The organism is Flavobacterium sp., from assembly GCF_043756175.1.
GTDB lineage: Bacteria > Bacteroidota > Bacteroidia > Flavobacteriales > Flavobacteriaceae > Flavobacterium.
Map to the genome: position 1 here is coordinate 26,959 of NZ_JAYURN010000065.1, position 18,903 is coordinate 45,861.

The following is an 18,903-nucleotide window of genomic DNA, read 5'->3' on the forward strand; positions in this document are numbered from 1 at the left end:
AATGCAGAAATCTCAAAAAATTGCAATTGTAGGATCTGGTTTAGTTGGCTCATTACTAGCAATATATCTTAAAAAAGAAGGTCACACGGTTCATGTTTATGATCGAAGTCCGGATATTAGAACCATTCAGTTTTCTGGACGTTCTATCAATTTGGCGATGTCTAATCGTGGTTGGAAAGCGCTCGATGGTGCTGGTGTTGGTGACAAAGTACGCCATATCGCCATTGCCATGGAAAAACGAGCAATTCACGTTGGTAATCAATTAAATTTTCAACATTACGGCTTGCAAGGAGAATGTATTTATTCTATTTCTAGAGGTGTTTTAAATCGTAAAATGATTGATTTGGCGGAAGAAGCTGGTGCCGAATTCTTTTTCGAACAAAAAATTTGGGACGTAAATCTTACCGATGCCACACTACAAATGGGAGAAACCGAACGTGGTGAATGGACTGACGTAAAATATGATATGGTTTTTGGTGCCGATGGTGCTTTTTCTAGAATCCGTCATCGTATGCAACGCCAAAGCATGTTTAACTATTCGCAAAATTTCTTAAATACAGGTTACAAAGAATTACATATTCCAGCGAATGCCGATGGTAGTTACAAACTAGACAAACATTCTTTACATATTTGGCCACGAGGAAAATATATGCTCATCGCATTGCCTAATCTCGACGGAAGTTTTACTTGCACACTTTTTATGCCTTTTGAAGGTGAAAATTCTTTTGCATCCCTAAATGATCGTCCAAAAGTAGAAGCTTTTTTTGCAGAAAACTTACCAGATACAATAGATGTAATTCCAGATTTAGCCGAAGATTTCTTTAAAAATCCAACCAGTACATTGGTTACTATGAAATGCTTTCCTTGGACTTATAGTGATAAAGTAGCCTTAATTGGTGATGCAGCACATGCTATAGTTCCATTTTATGGACAAGGAATGAATGCAGGTTTCGAAGATATTACCATTTTGCACGAAAAGATGCAGCAATACGGAAACGATTGGAAAACAATTTTCTCGGAATATGAAAAATCCAGAAAACCTAATGCCGATGCTATTGCGGAACTTTCTTATCGTAATTTTATGGAAATGAGTACAAAAACTGCCGACGAAAAATTCTTGCTTCAAAAGAAAATCGAAAAATGGTTTGCCTCAAAACACTCAGAGAAATGGATTCCTTTATACGACAGAGTAACTTTTTCTACTCGCCCGTATTCGGAAGCCCTTGCTATTGGTGATTTTCAAGAAACAATTATGCAAGAAGTTTTGAAAATGAATAATATTGAAACAAATTGGCAAACAGATGAAGTTGAAAATAAAATCATTGAACTTTTGAAATAGCATTATCAAAAATAAAAAATCAATAACAATTTCAATTTTTAAATTTAATTTTTGACACTGCTATTGATTCTTGATATTGAAATTATTCTTCTCGATGCACTTTCGTAAAATCGAAAGCAGGAGTGCAAATTGCAATATATTCGCAAATTTCATCAAAAGGGTTCGAATATTGAACTCGTGTGTTTTTTTCTATTTTTATAGATTGTCCAGCTTCTAGGATTACAATTTCATCTTCAATAATAAATTGTTTTTTGCCTGAAATTATATAAGTATATTCATCAAATTCCGGTGTTTGAAAAGGTTCACTCCAGCCAGAAGGTGCAATCATATGTGCGATTGAAATTTCAGAATTACCAGTTGTGGCTTTTCCATGGTGTTCTTCAATGAATTTTCCGTCAGTTGTAGGGACTACAAAAGGGGATTTTTGAATTGTATATTTTTTCATTATTTTTTGTTATTGTGAGTTAGAAGAACATCTAATTTAATTAGGAGAGATTTAATCTTAATTTATTTTCTCAACACCTTCATTAAAACGCTAAAAGCACCACGAATAAAACTTGCACTCGTAACAACCTTCAAAACTGATTTTCCAACAACTTCTCCCATTCCAGGCTCTTTACTTTCTCGTTTTTCTTCTTCTTTTTCTGCAACTTCTTCCGAGATGTCTTCAATTTTTTTAGTCAGAATCTCGTAAGCACTTTCACGATCAATCTCTTCGGCATATTTTGCTACTAATTTTGACTTCGAATTTATTGTAGCAATTTCATCTTCGGTCAAAATATCCATTCTACTTTCTGGAGCACGCATCATAGTTGCGGCTAACGGCGTAGGAATTCCTTTTTCGTTAAGTGCTGTTACCAATGCTTCTCCAATTCCTAACGAAGTTAATAATTCTTCGGTCTTATAAAAGTCGGAAGTCGGATAATTATCGGCAGTTTGGTTTATTGCTTGCCTGTCATTAGCAGTAAATGCTCTTAAAGCATGTTGAATTTTTAATCCCAATTGTGCCAAAACGCCTTTGGGAATATCCATGGGATTTTGGGTTATAAAATAAACGCCAACTCCTTTAGATCGAATTAGTTTGATGATAGTTTCTATCTGGTCTAGCAAAGTTTTGCTTGCTTCATTAAATATAAGATGGGCTTCATCTATAAAAATGACTAATTCGGGCTGATCTAAATCGCCTTTTTCAGGCATTTGTTGGTATATTTCTGCCAAAAGATTCAACATAAATGTCGAAAATAATTTGGGTTTGTCTTGAATATCAGTCAATCGAACAATATTTATATAACCTTGACCATTTTCGTCAATGCGCATCAAATCATCTATTTCGAAAGATTTTTCACCAAAGAAAGTAGTAGCGCCTTGCTGTTCGAGTTCGATAATTTTTCTTAAAATAGTTCCCGTTGTCGAAGTCGAAATTTTACCATATTCTTCGGAGATTTCGTCTTTTCCTTCTTCGGTAATATAATTCATGACTTTTTTAATGTCTTTCAGATCTAAAAGAGGCATTTTTTTGTCATCACAATATTTAAATATTACCGATATTACACCAGATTGCGTATCATTTAAATCTAAAATTCTAGAAAACAAAACAGGACCAAATTCCGAAACAGTAGCACGCAAACGAACGCCATCTTGTTCCGAAAGGGATAATAGCTCGACCGAAAATGCTTTTGGTGAGAAAGGAATATTTATTTTAGTATGTCTTTCGGTGATAAATGGTTTTTCTTCGCCCGCTTTCGCCACACCCGAAAAATCACCTTTTATGTCCATCATTAACACTGGAATTCCTTTTTGAGATAACTGTTCAGATAAAACCTGAATAGTTTTTGTCTTTCCAGTTCCTGTAGCACCAGCTATTAATCCGTGACGGTTTAAGGTTTTTAATGGAATTGTGACATGCAGATCTAAAGCTTCGCCGTCTAGCATGGCCCCGCCAAGAATAATACTTTCGCCTTTACAAGTGTAACCTTGGGTTATTTGGGTTTTAAATTTTTCTATTGTGCTCATTATATATAATTATAGATTTGCAAGTTATTAATTTTTCATTTAATAAAACTCTTATTTTTTTCTTTAAATATGGCTTAGTTTTTGGTATTGTATTTAAAGTATCGGCTTTTTCTGTAAATTGTCTATAATATATACTTTTTCTGCGGATTTTGTGATTATCATACAAAACAAGAGGTTTTTGTATTAAATAGTTAGTAATCAGTTTGTTTTTGAATGTATTTTGTGTTTAATGTTTTTTTTTAAATATTTTCATTATATTATTATTGTTATAAATGGTTATAAAGTTTGAAAAAAGTTTTTTTATTAGAACTAAAAAATTAAATTTGCGTTCACTATTTAATAATTAAAAAGAAATTATAATCAATTAAGAAAATTTAAATTTTAAGAAAATGGCAAACGTTAAAAAAGAAAGTAGTTCAAATGGAGGAGATGTGTTCTCAGGAATAGTTATCGTATCATGTATTGTAGTTGGAATTTTAGTTTGGAAATTCGTGATGGGTTCTGGGGCAAATTTTGCTGGAGGAATTTCAGGAGGAACGCCATTACCAGGAAACTACCGTGCAATGGTTTATAATGGAGGTCCTATTGTACCAGTTTTGATGGGATTATTATTAATGGTTGTTGTTTTCGGAATCGAAAGATTTATGGTTATATCTAAAGCTGCTGGAAAAGGTAACTTAGATAAATTTATGACAAAAGTTCAAGCAAGTGTTACTTCTGGAGATATTGACGGAGCTATCGATGCTTGCGACAAACAAAAAGGATCGGTTGCAAATACAATAAAAGCAGGTTTGGTAAAATACCAAGCAGTAAAAGCAGAAGGTTTTAACAGTGAAGATGCTACAGAAACTATTCACAAAGAAATTGAAGAAGTTACTTCTCTTGAAATGCCAATGTTAGAGAAAAATTTAACAATCATTTCTACGTTAGTATCTTTAGGAACTCTTGCAGGTCTTTTGGGAACTGTAACAGGTATGATTAAAGCATTTGCTGGATTAGCAGGTGGTGGTGGAGCAGATTCTGCTGAATTAGCAAATGGTATTTCTGAAGCACTTATCAATACTGCAACAGGTATCGCAACTTCAGCATTAGCAATCGTTGTTTACAACTACTTTACTTCAAAAATTGACACGTTAACTTATTCTATCGACGAAGCTGCAAATACTATCGTGAATACTTACAGACGTTTCAAAGGAAGTGTAAAATAATATCAAAATAGTGTAATGAAGAGAGAAGAATAATCTTCTTTCTTCGTTATATATAAAAATAAAATTATGGCTAAAGCAAAATCGCAAAAAAAGGCAGCCGCTATCGACATGACAGCAATGTGTGACGTAGCCTTCCTTTTGCTAACTTTCTTTATCTTGACCGCTACAGCAAAGCAACCAGAGCCATTACCAGTTGATACGCCAAGTTCTACAGTGCAAACAAAATTGCCTGAAAAAGATTTAGCCATGTTAACAGTAGGTAACGGTAAAGTTTTTTTTGGAGTAACAGGAAAAGATGTTAGAAAAAGAACACTAGAGCTAATGGGTACCAAATATGGTATGACATTTACTCCAGAAGAAATGAAAAAATTCTCGCAAATGGACGGTTTTGGTGTGCCAATGACGCAGCTAAAAAGTTTAATTGCTAAGAGTAGTGCCGAAAGAAACCAAAAAAACTTGCAGCCAGGAATCCCTAAAGATTCTCTAGACAACCAATTGAAAGATTGGATTTTCAACGCAAGAACGGCTACTTTAGAAATTGCAGGTACGCAACTTAAAGTGGCTATAAAAGGTGATGCAAAACAAGAATATCCTCAAATTAAAAAAGTAATGGATATTTTACAAGACCAGAAAATAAACAGTTTCAATTTGGTGACTGGATTACGTGGCGACGATTTTTAATATTTAAAAAAATACAACGATGGCAGAATTAAATACTGGCGACGGCGGTGGAAAAGGTGATAAAAAAGTAAGAAGTAAAAAAGGAAACTCACGTGTAGATTTAACTGCAATGGTAGATTTGGCTTTCTTGTTAATCACTTTCTTTATGCTTACGACTTCGCTGAATAAACCTCAATCTATGGATTTGGGTATGCCGGATAAGCAAGATAAAGATAAGCCGCAAGATGAGGTGCTTGTTGCTGACAACAGATCATTGACTGTCCTTTTAGGAGAAAATGATAAAGTGAAATGGTATTTGGGTCAATTTGGAACTCCCTTAGCTGGACCTGAACAAGTAACTTATGGTAAAGAAGGAATTCGTAAAGAAATTTTAGCCAGAGTTAAATCTGTAATTGCTGAAACTGGAGATCCTAAAAAAGGATTAATTGTAATAATCAAACCAAGTAAAAAATCAACTTACAGAAATTTAGTTGATATTCTTGACGAGATGGCTATTTGTAAAGTGAAAACTTATGCGATTGTAGATATTACAAAAGAGGAGGTCGCTTTATTAGATAAAGAATAGGTTTTTTTTAACCAAAAAAATAAGAAAATGAAATTAGATTTATTTAAACCACAATGGTTAGATTTAGTTTTCGAAGGTCGTAACAAAAAGTATGGTGCTTATGAGTTGCGAAAAGAGAATCCTAAAACATCTATCAAAGCATTATTAGGCGGTGCCTTTGTTTTTGCCTTTGCTTTAGGTTTGCCTATGCTTCTAGATATGATTCCTGAAAGCGAAGCAAAAAACACACTCGACGAAAAAGTGGTTTTGGTTGATATGGAAAAACCAAAAGACATTATAAAACCACCGCCACCGCCTCCAGAGCCGCCAAAACCAAAGATTGACGAAGTGAAATTTGTTGCTCCTAAAGTTGTTGCAAAAGAGAAAGTAGTAGAGGAAATTAAGACTATCGAAGAGCTTAAAGATAAAACTATTGCTGAAAAAGATCAAAAAGGAGATCCAAACGCAAAAATTGTAATCGATCAGCCAACGGGTGATGGTGACCAAGGAGCAGAAATTGTAGACAATACTATTTACAACTCTGCAGGTATCGAAGTGCAACCTGGTTTCCCAGGTGGTATGGAAAAGTTTTATGGTTTTATCAAAAAAAATTATGATATCGATGGTATCAGAGAAAAATTAGATAGAGACCTTAGCGGAAAAGTATTTGTTAAATTTGTCGTAGAAAAAGACGGAACTTTAACAGATATTCAAGTTATTAGGGATTTAGGTTACGGGACAAAGGAGGAAGCTATTAGAGTGCTTCGTAAAGTGCCTAAATGGACTCCAGGTATCCAAAACGGAAAACCAGTTAGAGCTAGTTTTTCATTACCAATAAATATTAGTATAACAACGGAATAATGCATATTGATAACTCAAATAATGCCAAGAAGAAATCGCTCAAAGAGCGGTTTCTTCTCGTTATAGGAATATTGTTTTTTGTTTTGTATCTAGCCTTCGGCTTAGCGGTGATCTTCTGGAAAGGTTTGCCTCTTAACATATCTAATGGTTACAGAATAGCGTTAGGTGTCATAGTTATTGTATATGCATTTTTGCGATTCATTCGTTTCTTTCAAAAATCAGAATTATGAGAAAAACTAGTTTATTAGTTCTAATAAGTTGTTTGTTTATCGTTGTGTTTTCATGTGATAAAAAGACAAAAAGTCAAGAAGAGGAAACTATCCTAAAAGGGAAAGCGACTATTCTTGTTGATGAAACTTTGCTTCCAGTAATTGAAGATCAGAAACAAGTTTTCGAAAATCAATACAATGCATCAATTTCTTTGGTTGGAAAATCTGAATTAGAAATTGTACAATTATTGTCAAAAAACAAACAGCAATTAGCCATTTTGTCTAGAGAATTAACAGAAAATGAAGCCGAAATCTTTAGAGTTAAAAAAATAACTCCCAGAATAACATCACTTGGTACGGATGCTATTGCTTTTATTTCACACAAAAATAACAGCGATACAATCATCGATTTAGAAAAAGTGATTACTTTTGTGCAAGGAAAAAATCAAAACGATTTCAAAGGGATGGTTTTCGATAATCCGAATTCGAGTACTGTTCGTTATATTAAAGAATTAGCAAAAATTAATAATTTGCCAAAAGACAAGATATATTCTTTTCAAACCAATAATGAAGTTATTCAGTTTGTATCTAAAAATAAAGGATTGATAGGTATTGTTGGAGTAAATTGGTTATCACAACCATCACCAGCAATGCAAGAATCGGTAAGTAAAATTAAAGTATTAAGTGTTAAATCTTTAATGACCGAAACTTTCGTAAAACCAAGTCAAGACAATATAGCAAGCGGTTTGTATCCCCTTACTCGAGAAATTAAAATGTTAAATTATCAACCATTTCCAGGTTTAGGCATGGGTTTTGCTTCATTCGTGTCAGGAGATATAGGACAACGTATTATTTTAAAATCAGGGCTTGTTCCTGCTAAGATACCAAACAGAAATATAAAAATTCGAAAAGAGATAAATATAAAATAATAAACACAAATATAAAATGAATAAAGTTAAATTTTTCAGCATAGCAATAGTAGCCTTAGGTTTTTCTACTTACGCACAGGAAGTTGAATTAGCTAAAAAAGCAATCGATGCTGAGCAGTATGAAAAAGCAAAATCTATTTTAAAAGCTGGTATTCAAGCAAAGCCAGATAATGGAAAAATCGCTTTTTTGTTGGGTAACGTTTACTTACAACAAAGTCAGCAAGATTCTGCTAAAATGTTTTTTCAAAAAGGATTAACCGCTAAAGAATTTGCAAACTTTAACTATATTGGTTTAGGTCAATTAGATTTAAATATTGGTAATGTTGATGCTGCCCAATTTAACTTTGATCAAGCTACAAAAGACATCAAAAAGAAAGATATAGAGCAATTTGTTTATATTGGTAAAGCATTTACAAATGCTGAAAAGCCAGATTTCAAGAAAGCAATTGCTAATTTAACAAAAGCAAAAACTATAAATCCTAATGATGCACAAACACAAATGGCTTTGGGTGATGCTTATTATGGAGATAGAAATCAAAATGATGCTTATGCAGCTTATAGAAATGCATTCGAAGCAGATCCAACTTTGCTAAAAGCAAAAATGCAATTGGGTGTTTTATTAAAAGGAGCAAAAGCATTTGCTGAAGCAAAATCGGCTTTCGACGGAGTTGTCGCTATCAATCCAAATTACGGGCCAGTGTACCGAGAACTAGCTGAAACTTATTATCAATGGGGAGCTAACGACAAAACAAAATACAAAGAATACACTGCAAAAGCATTAGAGTATTACGAAAAATATATGAGTCTAACAGATTATTCATTAGCATCACGATTTCGTCACGCAGAGTTTTTAATCCTTGCAAAAGATTACAAAGCTCTTGAAAAAGAAGCTGAAGCAATGAAAAAGTTAGACAAAGTAAACCCAAGAATTTTCCGTTATCTAGGTTATGCTTTATACGAAAATGGAAATTCTGACGCAGCAATACAAGCATTAACGGATTACACAACAAACCCAAGAAACAAAGTTATTGGTCGTGATTATTTGTATTTAGGTTTAGCACAACTAAAAAATTCAACACCAGTACCAGCAACACCAGAAACAAAACCAGTAATAAATGATGTTTTATTTCAAACAGCAGTATCTAATTTTCGTAAAGCGGTAGATTTAGACAAGCCAATGGCAAACGATTTAAACGAAATTGGGAAAAAATATTTTGAACAAAAACTTTACAAATATGCAGCGGCTATATACGAAGTAGCAACATCTAACCCAAACTCTAAAAATTATTTATATGATAATTTTTATTTAGGATATGCATTGTATTTTGATAATTCAGACAAAGATGTAGCAAAAGTTGATGTTGTAGCTCTAAAAAAGGCTGACAAAGCATTCGATAATGTATCAATCGCTTCACCAACAACCCAAGATGCATACATATATAGAGCAAGAGTAAATAGTTTATTGCAGAATGATGCATTAGCAGAAGAACAAATGGCCAAAAGCTACGCAGACTATATTCGAGTAGTAACCGAAAAAGGAGCTATCGAATTAGACAAGCCAGCAAACAAAACAAAATTTGTAGAAGCTTATCAAAATTTAGCTTTGCATAACAAAAAGGATAAAGTAAAAGCTACCGAATATATTACAAAAGCGTTAGCGATTGAGCCAACAAACTCTGATAGTTTAAACATTCAAAAAGCACTTAAATAGTACATTGAAAATTACTAAAAACCGTCTAGTTCTAAAAAACGAGACGGTTTTTTTATGAGCGAAAGTTACGGGTACTTTTGTCAATTATATTCCCGCTATCGTTCCAATCTATTCTTGCGATGAGTATTTTGTTTCAAATCAGAATCTTAATAATCGCAATAATAGGATTTTCACATCTATCCTTTAGATTTGTATCAAAGAATATTTCTTTAAATTTGATTAAACAACTTAACCGACAAAGTGAACCAGCGCGCTATCAAAGCTAACGACTTATCCCCCGATTAGGACTTTGTCGGTTTTTACTGAAAAGCATCAGAATAGTAATTCAGGCATAATGGCCTATTATCAAGGTTTCGATTGTTTCAGTAGTTTAGTTGCTAATCTTTAAAAACTTATCCTATGAGCAAATTTAAACATTTTCTTGGAATTGATGTGTCTAAAGAATATTTTGACGCAACAATTATTGTTGAAGGCAAAAAAGAACATTTAGTTCACAATCAGTTTATTAATGATTCAAAAGGCATAAAATTACTTTGTAAGTGGTTAAAAACATTTGATGGTAACTCAGAGAATACATTAGTTTGTCTTGAACATACTGGAATGTATAGTAAACTGATTTTAAAACATTTAATGGCTTTTGACTTTTCGATTTGGTTAGAAATGTCCTTGAAAATCATCCGAAGTATGGGTATTCAGAGAGGTAAAAATGACAAAGTTGATTCTGAAAGAATTGCATTTTATGCGATGAAAAATAAGGATGAAGCAACCTTATATATACCCAAAAAACTTTGTGTCGAAAAAATTAAAGGTTTGTTGATGCTTCGAGAAAAACTCACAATGTATAAATCGACATTAAAACGCAATTCTAATGAATTAAAATCTTTTGAGCCGGAAGTTTGCAAACTTGTTGTAAAACATCAAACAAACTCAATTAAAGGTTTAGAAAAAGATTTAAAAGCTATAGAAAAACAATTAGACGAGTTGATTAAACAAGATGAAAAACTTGATATGGTATATCAAAAAGCTATGTCAGTTCCAGGAATTGGAAAGGTAACAACGCTATTTTTAATTTGTTTTACAAATGGATTTGAAAAGTATTCAACCCCACGTCAATTAGCTTGTTATGCTGGTGTTGTACCCTTTGAATACACTTCTGGAAAAAGTATTAGAGCCAAACCAAAAGTACATCACATGGCAAATAAAAAACTAAAAAAGCAATTACATATGTGTGCATTATCTGCAATTGCTCATGACCCAGAAACAAAGCTGTATTTTAATCGTAAGGTTGCCCAAGGGAAAAACAAAATGTTAGTAGTCAATAATGTAAGAAACAAATTAATACATCGTGTTTGTGCATGAATTAGAGAAAACAAAATGTTTGAAATCAGAAAAGCGGCATAGAATAGTTCTTTTTTTATAGCTTTGTTTTACCAAGGCGAAGCGGAAACAGGCTCTGCTGAGGAGTAACCTATCAGGAATAAACCTTTGGTGCCGACGAATAAGTCAAAGCAAAAAAGGAAGGCGTAAAATCCTTCCTTTTAATTCTTATTCAGATGCTTCCTATGCCTAAAAAAACCTAAAGGCATTTTTTGAAAAAAAATGACTTTTTTACTTGTTTAAGTCATAGTAATCGGGGCTATTTTAGGATTTTTGTTTTTATCTCGGGGGTTAAATCCCTAAATAATAAACAAATTACAGAATAAACAAATTGCCGAAAACACTATCTTTGTAAATTATATAATATACAATGCTCACAAAAGAAATACAAATTGCAGTTGAAAAAGGAGAAATGCTTCCGCTTATGGAAGAATTTTATACCATACAAGGAGAAGGATATCATACAGGAACAGCAGCTTATTTTATCCGAATAGGCGGTTGCGATGTGGGTTGCCATTGGTGTGATGTTAAGGAAAGCTGGAACGCAACACTTCATCCACCAACAAAGACTGATGTGATTGTCGAAAATGCAAAAAAATACGCAAAAACTATTGTCGTAACTGGTGGAGAACCACTTACCTGGGACATGAAAGTTTTAACCCAAAAACTTAAAGCAGAAAACCTACAAGTACACATCGAAACATCTGGAGCGTATCCTGTAACAGGAAATTGGGATTGGTTTTGTCTTTCACCAAAAAAAAACAAACTCCCAGTAGCAGACGCTTATGAAATTGCCCATGAGTTAAAAGTAATTATTTACAACAAGCATGATTTTATTTTTGCTGAAGAACAAGCCACAAAAGTAAATAAAAATGCCATACTTTTTCTCCAACCAGAATGGAGTAAAAAGGAAGAAATGACACCACTAATTGTCGATTATGTTATGAATAACCCAAAATGGAGAGTATCCTTACAAACACACAAATATTTGAATATTCCCTAAGTATGAAAAAGTATTTTGTTGTTTTAATTCTTATATTAACCTTTCAAGCAAGAGGATTTGCACAAGAATCAAATATTGAAACAATTTATAGCTCGGCTGGTATAGAAAAACAACCAGAATTCCCAGGAGGTTTCAAAGAATTCGGAAATTATGTTCAGCGACATTACAAATACCCAAATATTCCCTTTTTAAAAGGACGAGTTTTTGTACAATTTGTTATCGAAAAAGATGGAAGTGTTGGAGATATAAAAGTAATTAGAGATATTGGATACGGAACGGGAGAAGAAGCTGTAAGGTTAATGAAGAATTGCCCAATATGGTCGCCTGGAATTCAAGATGGCAAACCTGTTAGAGTAAGGTATTCTTTACCAATTGCTATAAATTTAAAATAAATATAAAGTATTAAGTTTTTTACTACACACCGAGTATTTCGTCTATAAAATATGCGTTTAGTCGATTTTATTTCGCTATTAAAAATATTTACAATACACTTGCTAAAGTTTTAATAATCAAAATGTTAAAATTTATTTTCGCCCCAATGAAAATAACTTAAAAACTGTATTTGGATTTTTTTTTTAAAATTTAACCTAAAATACCACGCAATTATGAAAAAAATTCTGCTCCTAGCAATGGTTATGCTTGCGACACAATTTATTTTTGCACAAGCACCATTAAGTGTTGCTAAAAGTCTTCCAATTAGTTATGAAGATGCTGAAGTTAAACCTGAATTTCCAGGGGGATATAATGAATTCATGAAATTTATTGGTCAAAATTTTAATACTCCAGAAGTGGAAGGGCTAGCTGGGACTATAAAAGTTAGCTTTGTTGTAGAAGTTTCAGGAAAAATTACTGAAATAAAAATACTAAATGATTTAGGGTCAGGAACTGGAGAAGAAGCAAAAAGAGTAGTATCTAAATCACCAAATTGGTCACCTGGAGAACAAGGGGGAAAACCAGTAAGAGTCGCATTTCAATTACCAATTATCATAAGAGGGCAATAATTCTATCTTACATGTCATAATAAAAAAACTCATTCGTGGATTTCGAATGAGTTTTTTTATGTTTCTAAAAGTCAAATAGTTAATTTTATTTTTGAAAATAACAATATGTTTTTTGCACTATTTACGTAGGAATATTTATATGTAAATTTTTTTTTTATGCATTTCATCGATTTTATTTTGCACTTCAGCGATGTTATTATATAATTGTACTTAAATTACTAGCCCCGGTAATGTTTGTTAATTGATTAAATACAATGAGTTATGAAAAAATTTTTGATTTTATTTGTTTTTACCGTGTGTACAAACATATTATTGTCTCAAACAGCTACGAGGCAAAAAAGTGAAATACCGGTTCTGTATGAAACGGTACAGACGAAACCTGTTTTTCCGGGAGGAATTAACGAGTTTATGAAGTTTGTGATGAAAAATTATCAAGCGCCAGTAACAGAGGAAGAAGAAGTTGCAACTGGTGTACTTGAAGTGAGTATAGTTATAGATGTCGACGGTAGTATTAGTAAAGTTAATATCATTAAAGAAGTTGGTAATGCAGGAAAAGAAGTAAAAAGAGTATTAACAAAATGCCCAAAATGGACTCCAGGTAGCCAAAACGGGATAAATGTCCCAGTAGTTTATAATTTTCCTATTACAATTAAATAATAATAAAAGTATAATTTAGAATCCCATTCGCTATGTGAATGGGATTTTTTATTTACATTAGTTTTAAAATATAAACAATGAAGTCACAATTTCTACTCGACAACAAAATAACTTTTTTAAACCATGGTTCTTTTGGAGCATGTCCGAAACCAATATTCGAAGAATTTCAACGATTTCAATTAGAATTAGAAAGTGAGCCTGTACAGTTTATCCAGAAAAAGCAACTAGGATATTTAAAAACCGCAAGAGAAAGTTTAGCAAAATATGTAGGTTGCGATGCTCAAGATCTGTATTTTACACCAAATCCGACATTTGCTATTAACACGATTATGCGTAGTTTAAATTTGAAAGAAGATGATGAAATTCTAACTACCAATCACGAATATGGAGCTATGGATAGAACTTGGCATTTTTATTGTAAAAAATCAGGCGCTAAATACATAAGACAAAAAATCTCTTTACCAATTGTCTCCAAGAGACAAATTATAGAAGAGTTTTGGAAAGGATATTCCTGTAAAACTAAAATTGTTTTCATAAATCAAATGTCAAGTGCAACAGCTTTACTTTTTCCAGTAAAAGAAATTTGCGATAAAGCCCAAGAATTAGGACTAATAACAATTGTAGATGGAGCGCATATCCCAGGTCATATCGATTTAAATATTCAAGAATTAAACCCAGATTATTATACGGGAACTTTGCATAAATGGATGCTTGCTCCAAAAGGTAGTTCGTTTTTATATGTAAAAAAAGAATTGCAAAACGATTTAGAACCGCTAGTAGTGAGTTGGGGATATGAAAGTTTGATTCCTGGAGAAAGTCAATTTTTAGATTATCATGAATACCAAGGAACTCGTGATATTTCTGCTTTTTTATGTACACCAACCGTGGTAAGTTTTTTAGAAAAAAATAATTGGAAACAAAAATCTGAGGATTGCAAACAAATCGTTTTAGATAATTATCAGCGTTTTTGCGATTTGCTGGGAACAAATCCTATTTGTCCTATAACTTCTGAATTTCTCGGGCAAATGGCGAGTGTTCCTGTAAAAACAAATAATCCGCAAGAATTGAAAGATTTGTTGTTTGATAAATACAAAATTCAAATTCCAGTAATGCCACTAAACGGAGATGTTTATATCAGATATTCTATAAATGGGTATAACTCGCAAGAAGATTTAGATATTTTGTATGCTGCATTACAAGATATTATAAAAACTACAAATTTGATTGAAGTGTAAGTTTGATAATAGCCCTGATTATAGTGGAAATCTTTTTGATTTTTTCTTTAAAAAGCAAAAGATTGTAATCTTGTCTTTTAGGACGAGACGGGATTAGCTCCTAAAAAAGTCTCGCTAAATAATCAAAATGTTCACCTTCCATAACTAATTCGCATTGCAAACCATTTGCATTTGCGGCATTTTGAAGCGTGTTGTAATCTAAATACAACCAAGGAAATGTATCTTCGGTTTCTCCTTTATATTGAACTGTAAAAGTAAGTTCCCCATAATAACCATCGGCAGGAATAAGAAAACTTCCATCTTCGTCTTCATCGAACATATAAATAATATCGGAAGAATCAATTAATATTTGACCGTTTGGATTTAAAAGAGATTTTAGCTTCTTTAAATATTTAGTTGTTTCTTTTAATGTTCCAAAAATTCCAGTTCCGTTCATTAATAAAATAATGGTATCATATTTTTCATTTTCAATATCCAAAATATTAGCGACACGAGCATTTTTTAAACCACGAAGTTGACAAGCTTCAATTGCTTTTTCGGAAATATCTACTGAAGTAACCGTAAGATTTCGTTCGTTTTGTAGCGATAACGAATGACTTCCTGCGCCACATCCTACGTCGAGAACTTTTCCTTTTGCTAATTGTAAGGCTTTTTGTTCCAATTTTGGCATTTCGATATAAGATCGAAACAAATAAGCAACACTCATTTCGTCAGCATCAGAAATAGAAGTTTCAGTGATAAGGTCTTCTGGCGAATTATTTGTTTGATAATCGAGTATGGCTTTTCCGAAAAGGTCTAACATTTTTTTGTCTTTCAAAATTCAACATTCGTTTCCCGATAACTATCGGGACAAAATTTATTATTTAGAGTTTAGGATGTTTAGAAGTTTAAAAAGTTTAGTAATTTCGCCAATTGTTGAAGCATTTGAAACTAAACTTCTAAACACATAAACTTTTAAACTTCCTTATGAAACAAATTTTACAACAACTTCCTAAAGAAGCCAAAGATAAGCATATCGAAAACAAAAAGTATTTTGTAAAGCTAAAAAATAAGCCGCCCAAAAACTTAGATTATGTGATGCAAGATTTGCATGATGCCGAATTTAAAAAAACCAATTGTTTAGATTGTGCTAATTGTTGTAAAACAACTGGGCCGCTTTTTACCAGTGCCGATATCGAACGTATTTCGAAACACCTACGCCAGAAACCACAACAGTTTATCGACCAGTATTTAAGAATGGACGAAGATCAGGATTATGTTTTGCAAACCGTTCCTTGCAATTTTCTAGACCAAGACAATTCTTGTTTTATATATGATGTTCGCCCAAAAGCTTGTCGAGAATTCCCGCATACTGATAGAAAGAAGTTTAATCAAATTACAGATTTAACCCTAAAAAACGTTGCGATTTGTCCTGCAGCCTTTAATATTGTTGAGAAAATGAAGTTGAAAATGCCATTATAGTCATAAAGTTTTAAAGTCTAAAGTCATAAAGCCTGATACTTCTTTATGACATTCGACTTTATGACATTCGACTAATATATCAAATATTCCGCTCTCATTTTTTTAAATGCAATCAATCCGTTTTCCCAAGATTTTCTAATTTCTATTTCAGATATTCCAGCTTCAATTTGTTCTTGTAACTTCTTAGTCCCAGCAAGTTTTGTGAAAAAGGAATTGAAAAACTTCGATTTGTCTGAGGTAGTTTGGTATGCTTCAATGAGCCATTTTATTTCCAATTTTTTTACTTTGGCAACAGCCGATAAATCGTCTCCGTAACATTCAATATTTTTATATACTGGTTCTTTTGCTCCAAAATTCGGAATAGGAGTAAAGCTAAAGCCACTTTTTGGTAAATAAGGGGAACCATAAATCTGAAATTGTTTTTCAGTTCCTCGACCTACACTTATATTAGTTCCTTCAAAAAAGCACAAACTTGCATATAAATTTATCGATTGGTCGTTTGGTAAATTTGGCGATGGTTTTGTAGGTAAGCTATATGTCATTTCTCTATTGTAATTCAAACAAGGAATGACGGTGAGTTTGCATTGAATTCCGTTTTTGAGCCATTTTTCACCATTTATCATTTTGCCATATTCGCCAATCGTCATGCCGTGCAACGTTGGGATTTGATGCATTCCTACAAAACTGGTAAACTCTTTTTCAAGAATTGGTCCGTCTACAATACTTCCGTTAGGATTGGGTCTGTCTAAAATGATAAGCTGAATATTGTTTTCGGCACAAGCTTCCATAATATAATGTAATGATGATATATAGGTATAAAATCTTGCACCCACATCTTGCAAATCGAAAACCATAATATCTATTCCTGCTAATTGTTCGGGTTTTGGTTTTTTGTTATCACCATAAAGTGAAATAATAGGCAAGCTAGTTTTAGCATCTTTTCCATCAATTACATGTTCGCCAGCATCGGCAGTACCACGAAATCCGTGTTCTGGAGCGAATATTTTCGTCAGATTGATTTTCGTTTGAATAAGAAAATCGACCAAATGGGTTTTGTCAGTCAAAATTCCAGTTTGATTCGTAACGATTCCTATTTTTTTGTCTTTCAATAAAGGTAAATAGGTGTTATAATTATCGGCTCCAGTCAATATTGTCAAGCCAAAAATTGGTTTTTGAATTGTTATTTCGTTTTCTTTCGACTTTTGACTTTCGGCTTTCGATTTATTAGCACTTCCGCAAGAAAAAACAACCATCAAAAGGAATAAAACTGTATTTTTGGACATCAATTTATAAATCATAACTGTTTGAATTTAGAATATTTCATAGCAAAGAGATTAACCAACGCTAAAGATCATAAAAGTAGTATATCTGCACCAATTATAAAAATTGCAATAACCGCAATTGCCATTGGTATGATTATGATGATTGTTTCTATTGCCACTGGAACAGGATTACAACAAAAAATACGCCAAAAAGTAGCTGCCTTCAACGGACATATACTTATTTCAAATTTCGATGATAATCAATCTCAAGTTAGTTTGTCTCCAATATCGACTAATCAAGATTTTTATCCCAAATTTACTTCTGTTGAAGGAATACAGCATATTCAGGCCGTAGCGAGCAAAGCAGGGATTATTAGAACCGAAGAAGCTTTTGAAGGAATAGTTTTCAAAGGCGTAGGAAAAGAATACCGTTGGGAAAATATGACTGAGTATTTAGTACAAGGCCGAATTCCAAACTTAAAATCGGAACTTAACTCCGAAATACTGATCTCGGAATATTTAGCAAACAGACTTCAATTAAAACTTGGTGACAAATGCAATACTTTCTTTATGAAAGAAGGAGAAAACAAACTCCCAAACCTTCGAGTATTCAAAATTGTTGGAATATATAATTCAGGATTTCAGGAATTCGACGCTACCTATATAATAGGAGACATTCGACACATACAACGAATCAACAAATGGAAGCCAACCGAAGTAGGCGCTTTCGAAGTATTTATAAATGATTTTGACAAGATAGAAGAAAAAGGAGCTGAAGTATATAATAACTCACAAAACAAAACCGATGCTTCAAAAACCTTAGATACCCAAACCATAGTTCAAAAATACTATTACATATTCGAGTGGCTCAAACTATTCGATTTTAATATTATAGTCATACTCGTTATCATGATAGTTGTTTCTACTATTAATATGGTTGTAGCATTGTTAGTTTTAGTTCTCGAAAGAACACAAATGGTTGGGATATTAAAATCATTAGGTGCAAATAACTGGGCAGTTCGTAAAATATTCCTTTATAATGCAGCACATTTAATTATAAAAGGGCTGTTGTGGGGGAACATAATAGGAATAGGGTTATTACTTGTTCAAAAATATACGGGTATAATCAAACTTAATCCCGAAAATTATTATGTAAACCAAGCTCCTGTCAATATAAATTTATGGTCAATCTTGTTATTAAATTTAGGGACAATTACAGTATGTCTACTAGTTTTACTAATACCTTCCTATATAATAACTAAAATATCTCCAGTAAAAGCCATTAAGTTTAGTTAAAGGCATCGGTTTGGGATTGTCAAATTATGGCGTGTCCCTCCGCGAAAAGCTTCGGGTCGGGCTATTCGTTACAAGTCCTCGTCTCGTCCCAAAAGACGAGACTGTGGGCTTTCCAC

The 18,903-nt window shown here is 32.8% G+C and carries 20 protein-coding genes; 16 read left to right on the plus strand and 4 right to left on the minus strand.

From position 1 onward, the window contains the following. Position 1: 1 nt before the first annotated feature. Positions 2–1,339: an FAD-dependent oxidoreductase gene (locus ACH2BP_RS04345; RefSeq protein ID WP_395057380.1), complete on the plus strand. Its 1,338-nt coding sequence runs from the start codon at positions 2–4 to the stop codon at positions 1,337–1,339. A gap of 82 nt (positions 1,340–1,421) precedes the next feature. On the opposite strand, the gene ACH2BP_RS04350 is transcribed toward ACH2BP_RS04345, so the two are convergent. Further along, positions 1,422–1,724, minus strand: coding sequence for a cupin domain-containing protein (locus ACH2BP_RS04350; RefSeq protein ID WP_395057414.1), 303 nt, complete (start codon positions 1,722–1,724; stop codon positions 1,422–1,424). Between ACH2BP_RS04350 and ACH2BP_RS04355 the strand changes: the two genes are divergently transcribed. After that, on the plus strand, positions 1,699–1,767 hold the full coding sequence (locus tag ACH2BP_RS04355; protein ID WP_395057416.1) for a hypothetical protein: 69 nt from the start codon (positions 1,699–1,701) through the stop codon (positions 1,765–1,767). The genes ACH2BP_RS04350 and ACH2BP_RS04355 overlap by 26 nt on opposite strands. Before the next feature lie 79 nt (positions 1,768–1,846). Here ACH2BP_RS04355 and ACH2BP_RS04360 read toward each other — a convergent pair whose 3' ends face one another. After that, positions 1,847–3,352: a helicase HerA-like domain-containing protein gene (locus ACH2BP_RS04360; protein ID WP_395057382.1), complete on the minus strand. Its 1,506-nt coding sequence runs from the start codon at positions 3,350–3,352 to the stop codon at positions 1,847–1,849. Positions 3,353–3,741: 389 nt separating this feature from the next. Here ACH2BP_RS04360 and ACH2BP_RS04365 point away from each other — a divergent pair, with 389 nt between their 5' ends. From ACH2BP_RS04365 to ACH2BP_RS04420, 12 genes are all read left to right on the plus strand, one after another. Beyond that, complete coding sequence (locus ACH2BP_RS04365; RefSeq protein WP_395047755.1) at positions 3,742–4,560, plus strand: MotA/TolQ/ExbB proton channel family protein; 819 nt, start codon at positions 3,742–3,744, stop codon at positions 4,558–4,560. Positions 4,561–4,626: 66 nt separating this feature from the next. After that, positions 4,627–5,241, plus strand: a complete 615-nt coding sequence (locus ACH2BP_RS04370; protein WP_395057384.1) for an ExbD/TolR family protein — start codon at positions 4,627–4,629, stop codon at positions 5,239–5,241. A 19-nt stretch (positions 5,242–5,260) separates the two neighbouring features. Then, positions 5,261–5,806 (plus strand): ExbD/TolR family protein, encoded by a 546-nt coding sequence (locus tag ACH2BP_RS04375; RefSeq protein WP_395057386.1) that lies wholly within the window; start codon positions 5,261–5,263, stop codon positions 5,804–5,806. 27 nt (positions 5,807–5,833) lie between these two features. Next, on the plus strand, positions 5,834–6,646 hold the full coding sequence (locus tag ACH2BP_RS04380) for an energy transducer TonB (protein WP_395057388.1): 813 nt from the start codon (positions 5,834–5,836) through the stop codon (positions 6,644–6,646). Between the two features lie 226 nt (positions 6,647–6,872). Then, positions 6,873–7,784, plus strand: coding sequence for a PstS family phosphate ABC transporter substrate-binding protein (locus ACH2BP_RS04385; protein ID WP_395057390.1), 912 nt, complete (start codon positions 6,873–6,875; stop codon positions 7,782–7,784). 16 nt (positions 7,785–7,800) lie between these two features. Beyond that, positions 7,801–9,495 carry a tetratricopeptide repeat protein gene (locus ACH2BP_RS04390; RefSeq protein ID WP_395057392.1) on the plus strand — a complete coding sequence of 565 codons (1,695 nt, stop codon included), beginning with the start codon at positions 7,801–7,803 and terminating at the stop codon, positions 9,493–9,495. A 399-nt stretch (positions 9,496–9,894) separates the two neighbouring features. Then, positions 9,895–10,854 carry an IS110 family transposase gene (locus ACH2BP_RS04395; RefSeq protein WP_395057394.1) on the plus strand — a complete coding sequence of 320 codons (960 nt, stop codon included), beginning with the start codon at positions 9,895–9,897 and terminating at the stop codon, positions 10,852–10,854. A 388-nt stretch (positions 10,855–11,242) separates the two neighbouring features. Then, complete coding sequence (locus ACH2BP_RS04400; RefSeq protein ID WP_395057396.1) at positions 11,243–11,875, plus strand: 7-carboxy-7-deazaguanine synthase QueE; 633 nt, start codon at positions 11,243–11,245, stop codon at positions 11,873–11,875. A gap of 2 nt (positions 11,876–11,877) precedes the next feature. Next, positions 11,878–12,267, plus strand: a complete 390-nt coding sequence (locus tag ACH2BP_RS04405) for an energy transducer TonB (RefSeq protein ID WP_395057398.1) — start codon at positions 11,878–11,880, stop codon at positions 12,265–12,267. 213 nt (positions 12,268–12,480) lie between these two features. Then, positions 12,481–12,876, plus strand: coding sequence for an energy transducer TonB (locus tag ACH2BP_RS04410; protein ID WP_395057400.1), 396 nt, complete (start codon positions 12,481–12,483; stop codon positions 12,874–12,876). 312 nt (positions 12,877–13,188) lie between these two features. Beyond that, positions 13,189–13,533 (plus strand): energy transducer TonB, encoded by a 345-nt coding sequence (locus ACH2BP_RS04415; protein WP_395057402.1) that lies wholly within the window; start codon positions 13,189–13,191, stop codon positions 13,531–13,533. Positions 13,534–13,610: 77 nt separating this feature from the next. Continuing rightward, positions 13,611–14,768: an aminotransferase class V-fold PLP-dependent enzyme gene (locus ACH2BP_RS04420; protein ID WP_395057404.1), complete on the plus strand. Its 1,158-nt coding sequence runs from the start codon at positions 13,611–13,613 to the stop codon at positions 14,766–14,768. Between the two features lie 100 nt (positions 14,769–14,868). Here the strand turns inward: ACH2BP_RS04420 and ACH2BP_RS04425 are convergent, their stop codons facing one another. Next, positions 14,869–15,570: a class I SAM-dependent methyltransferase gene (locus tag ACH2BP_RS04425; RefSeq protein ID WP_395057406.1), complete on the minus strand. Its 702-nt coding sequence runs from the start codon at positions 15,568–15,570 to the stop codon at positions 14,869–14,871. Positions 15,571–15,734: 164 nt separating this feature from the next. Here ACH2BP_RS04425 and ACH2BP_RS04430 point away from each other — a divergent pair, with 164 nt between their 5' ends. Next, on the plus strand, positions 15,735–16,229 hold the full coding sequence (locus ACH2BP_RS04430; protein WP_395057408.1) for a YkgJ family cysteine cluster protein: 495 nt from the start codon (positions 15,735–15,737) through the stop codon (positions 16,227–16,229). Positions 16,230–16,300: 71 nt separating this feature from the next. Here ACH2BP_RS04430 and ACH2BP_RS04435 read toward each other — a convergent pair whose 3' ends face one another. Then, positions 16,301–17,527, minus strand: coding sequence for an exo-beta-N-acetylmuramidase NamZ domain-containing protein (locus tag ACH2BP_RS04435; protein WP_395057410.1), 1,227 nt, complete (start codon positions 17,525–17,527; stop codon positions 16,301–16,303). Between the two features lie 6 nt (positions 17,528–17,533). On the opposite strand from ACH2BP_RS04435, the gene ACH2BP_RS04440 reads away from it, so the two are divergent. Further along, entirely contained in the window at positions 17,534–18,787 is a 1,254-nt protein-coding gene (locus ACH2BP_RS04440) for an ABC transporter permease (RefSeq protein WP_395057412.1), read from the plus strand. Positions 18,788–18,903: the final 116 nt, after the last annotated feature.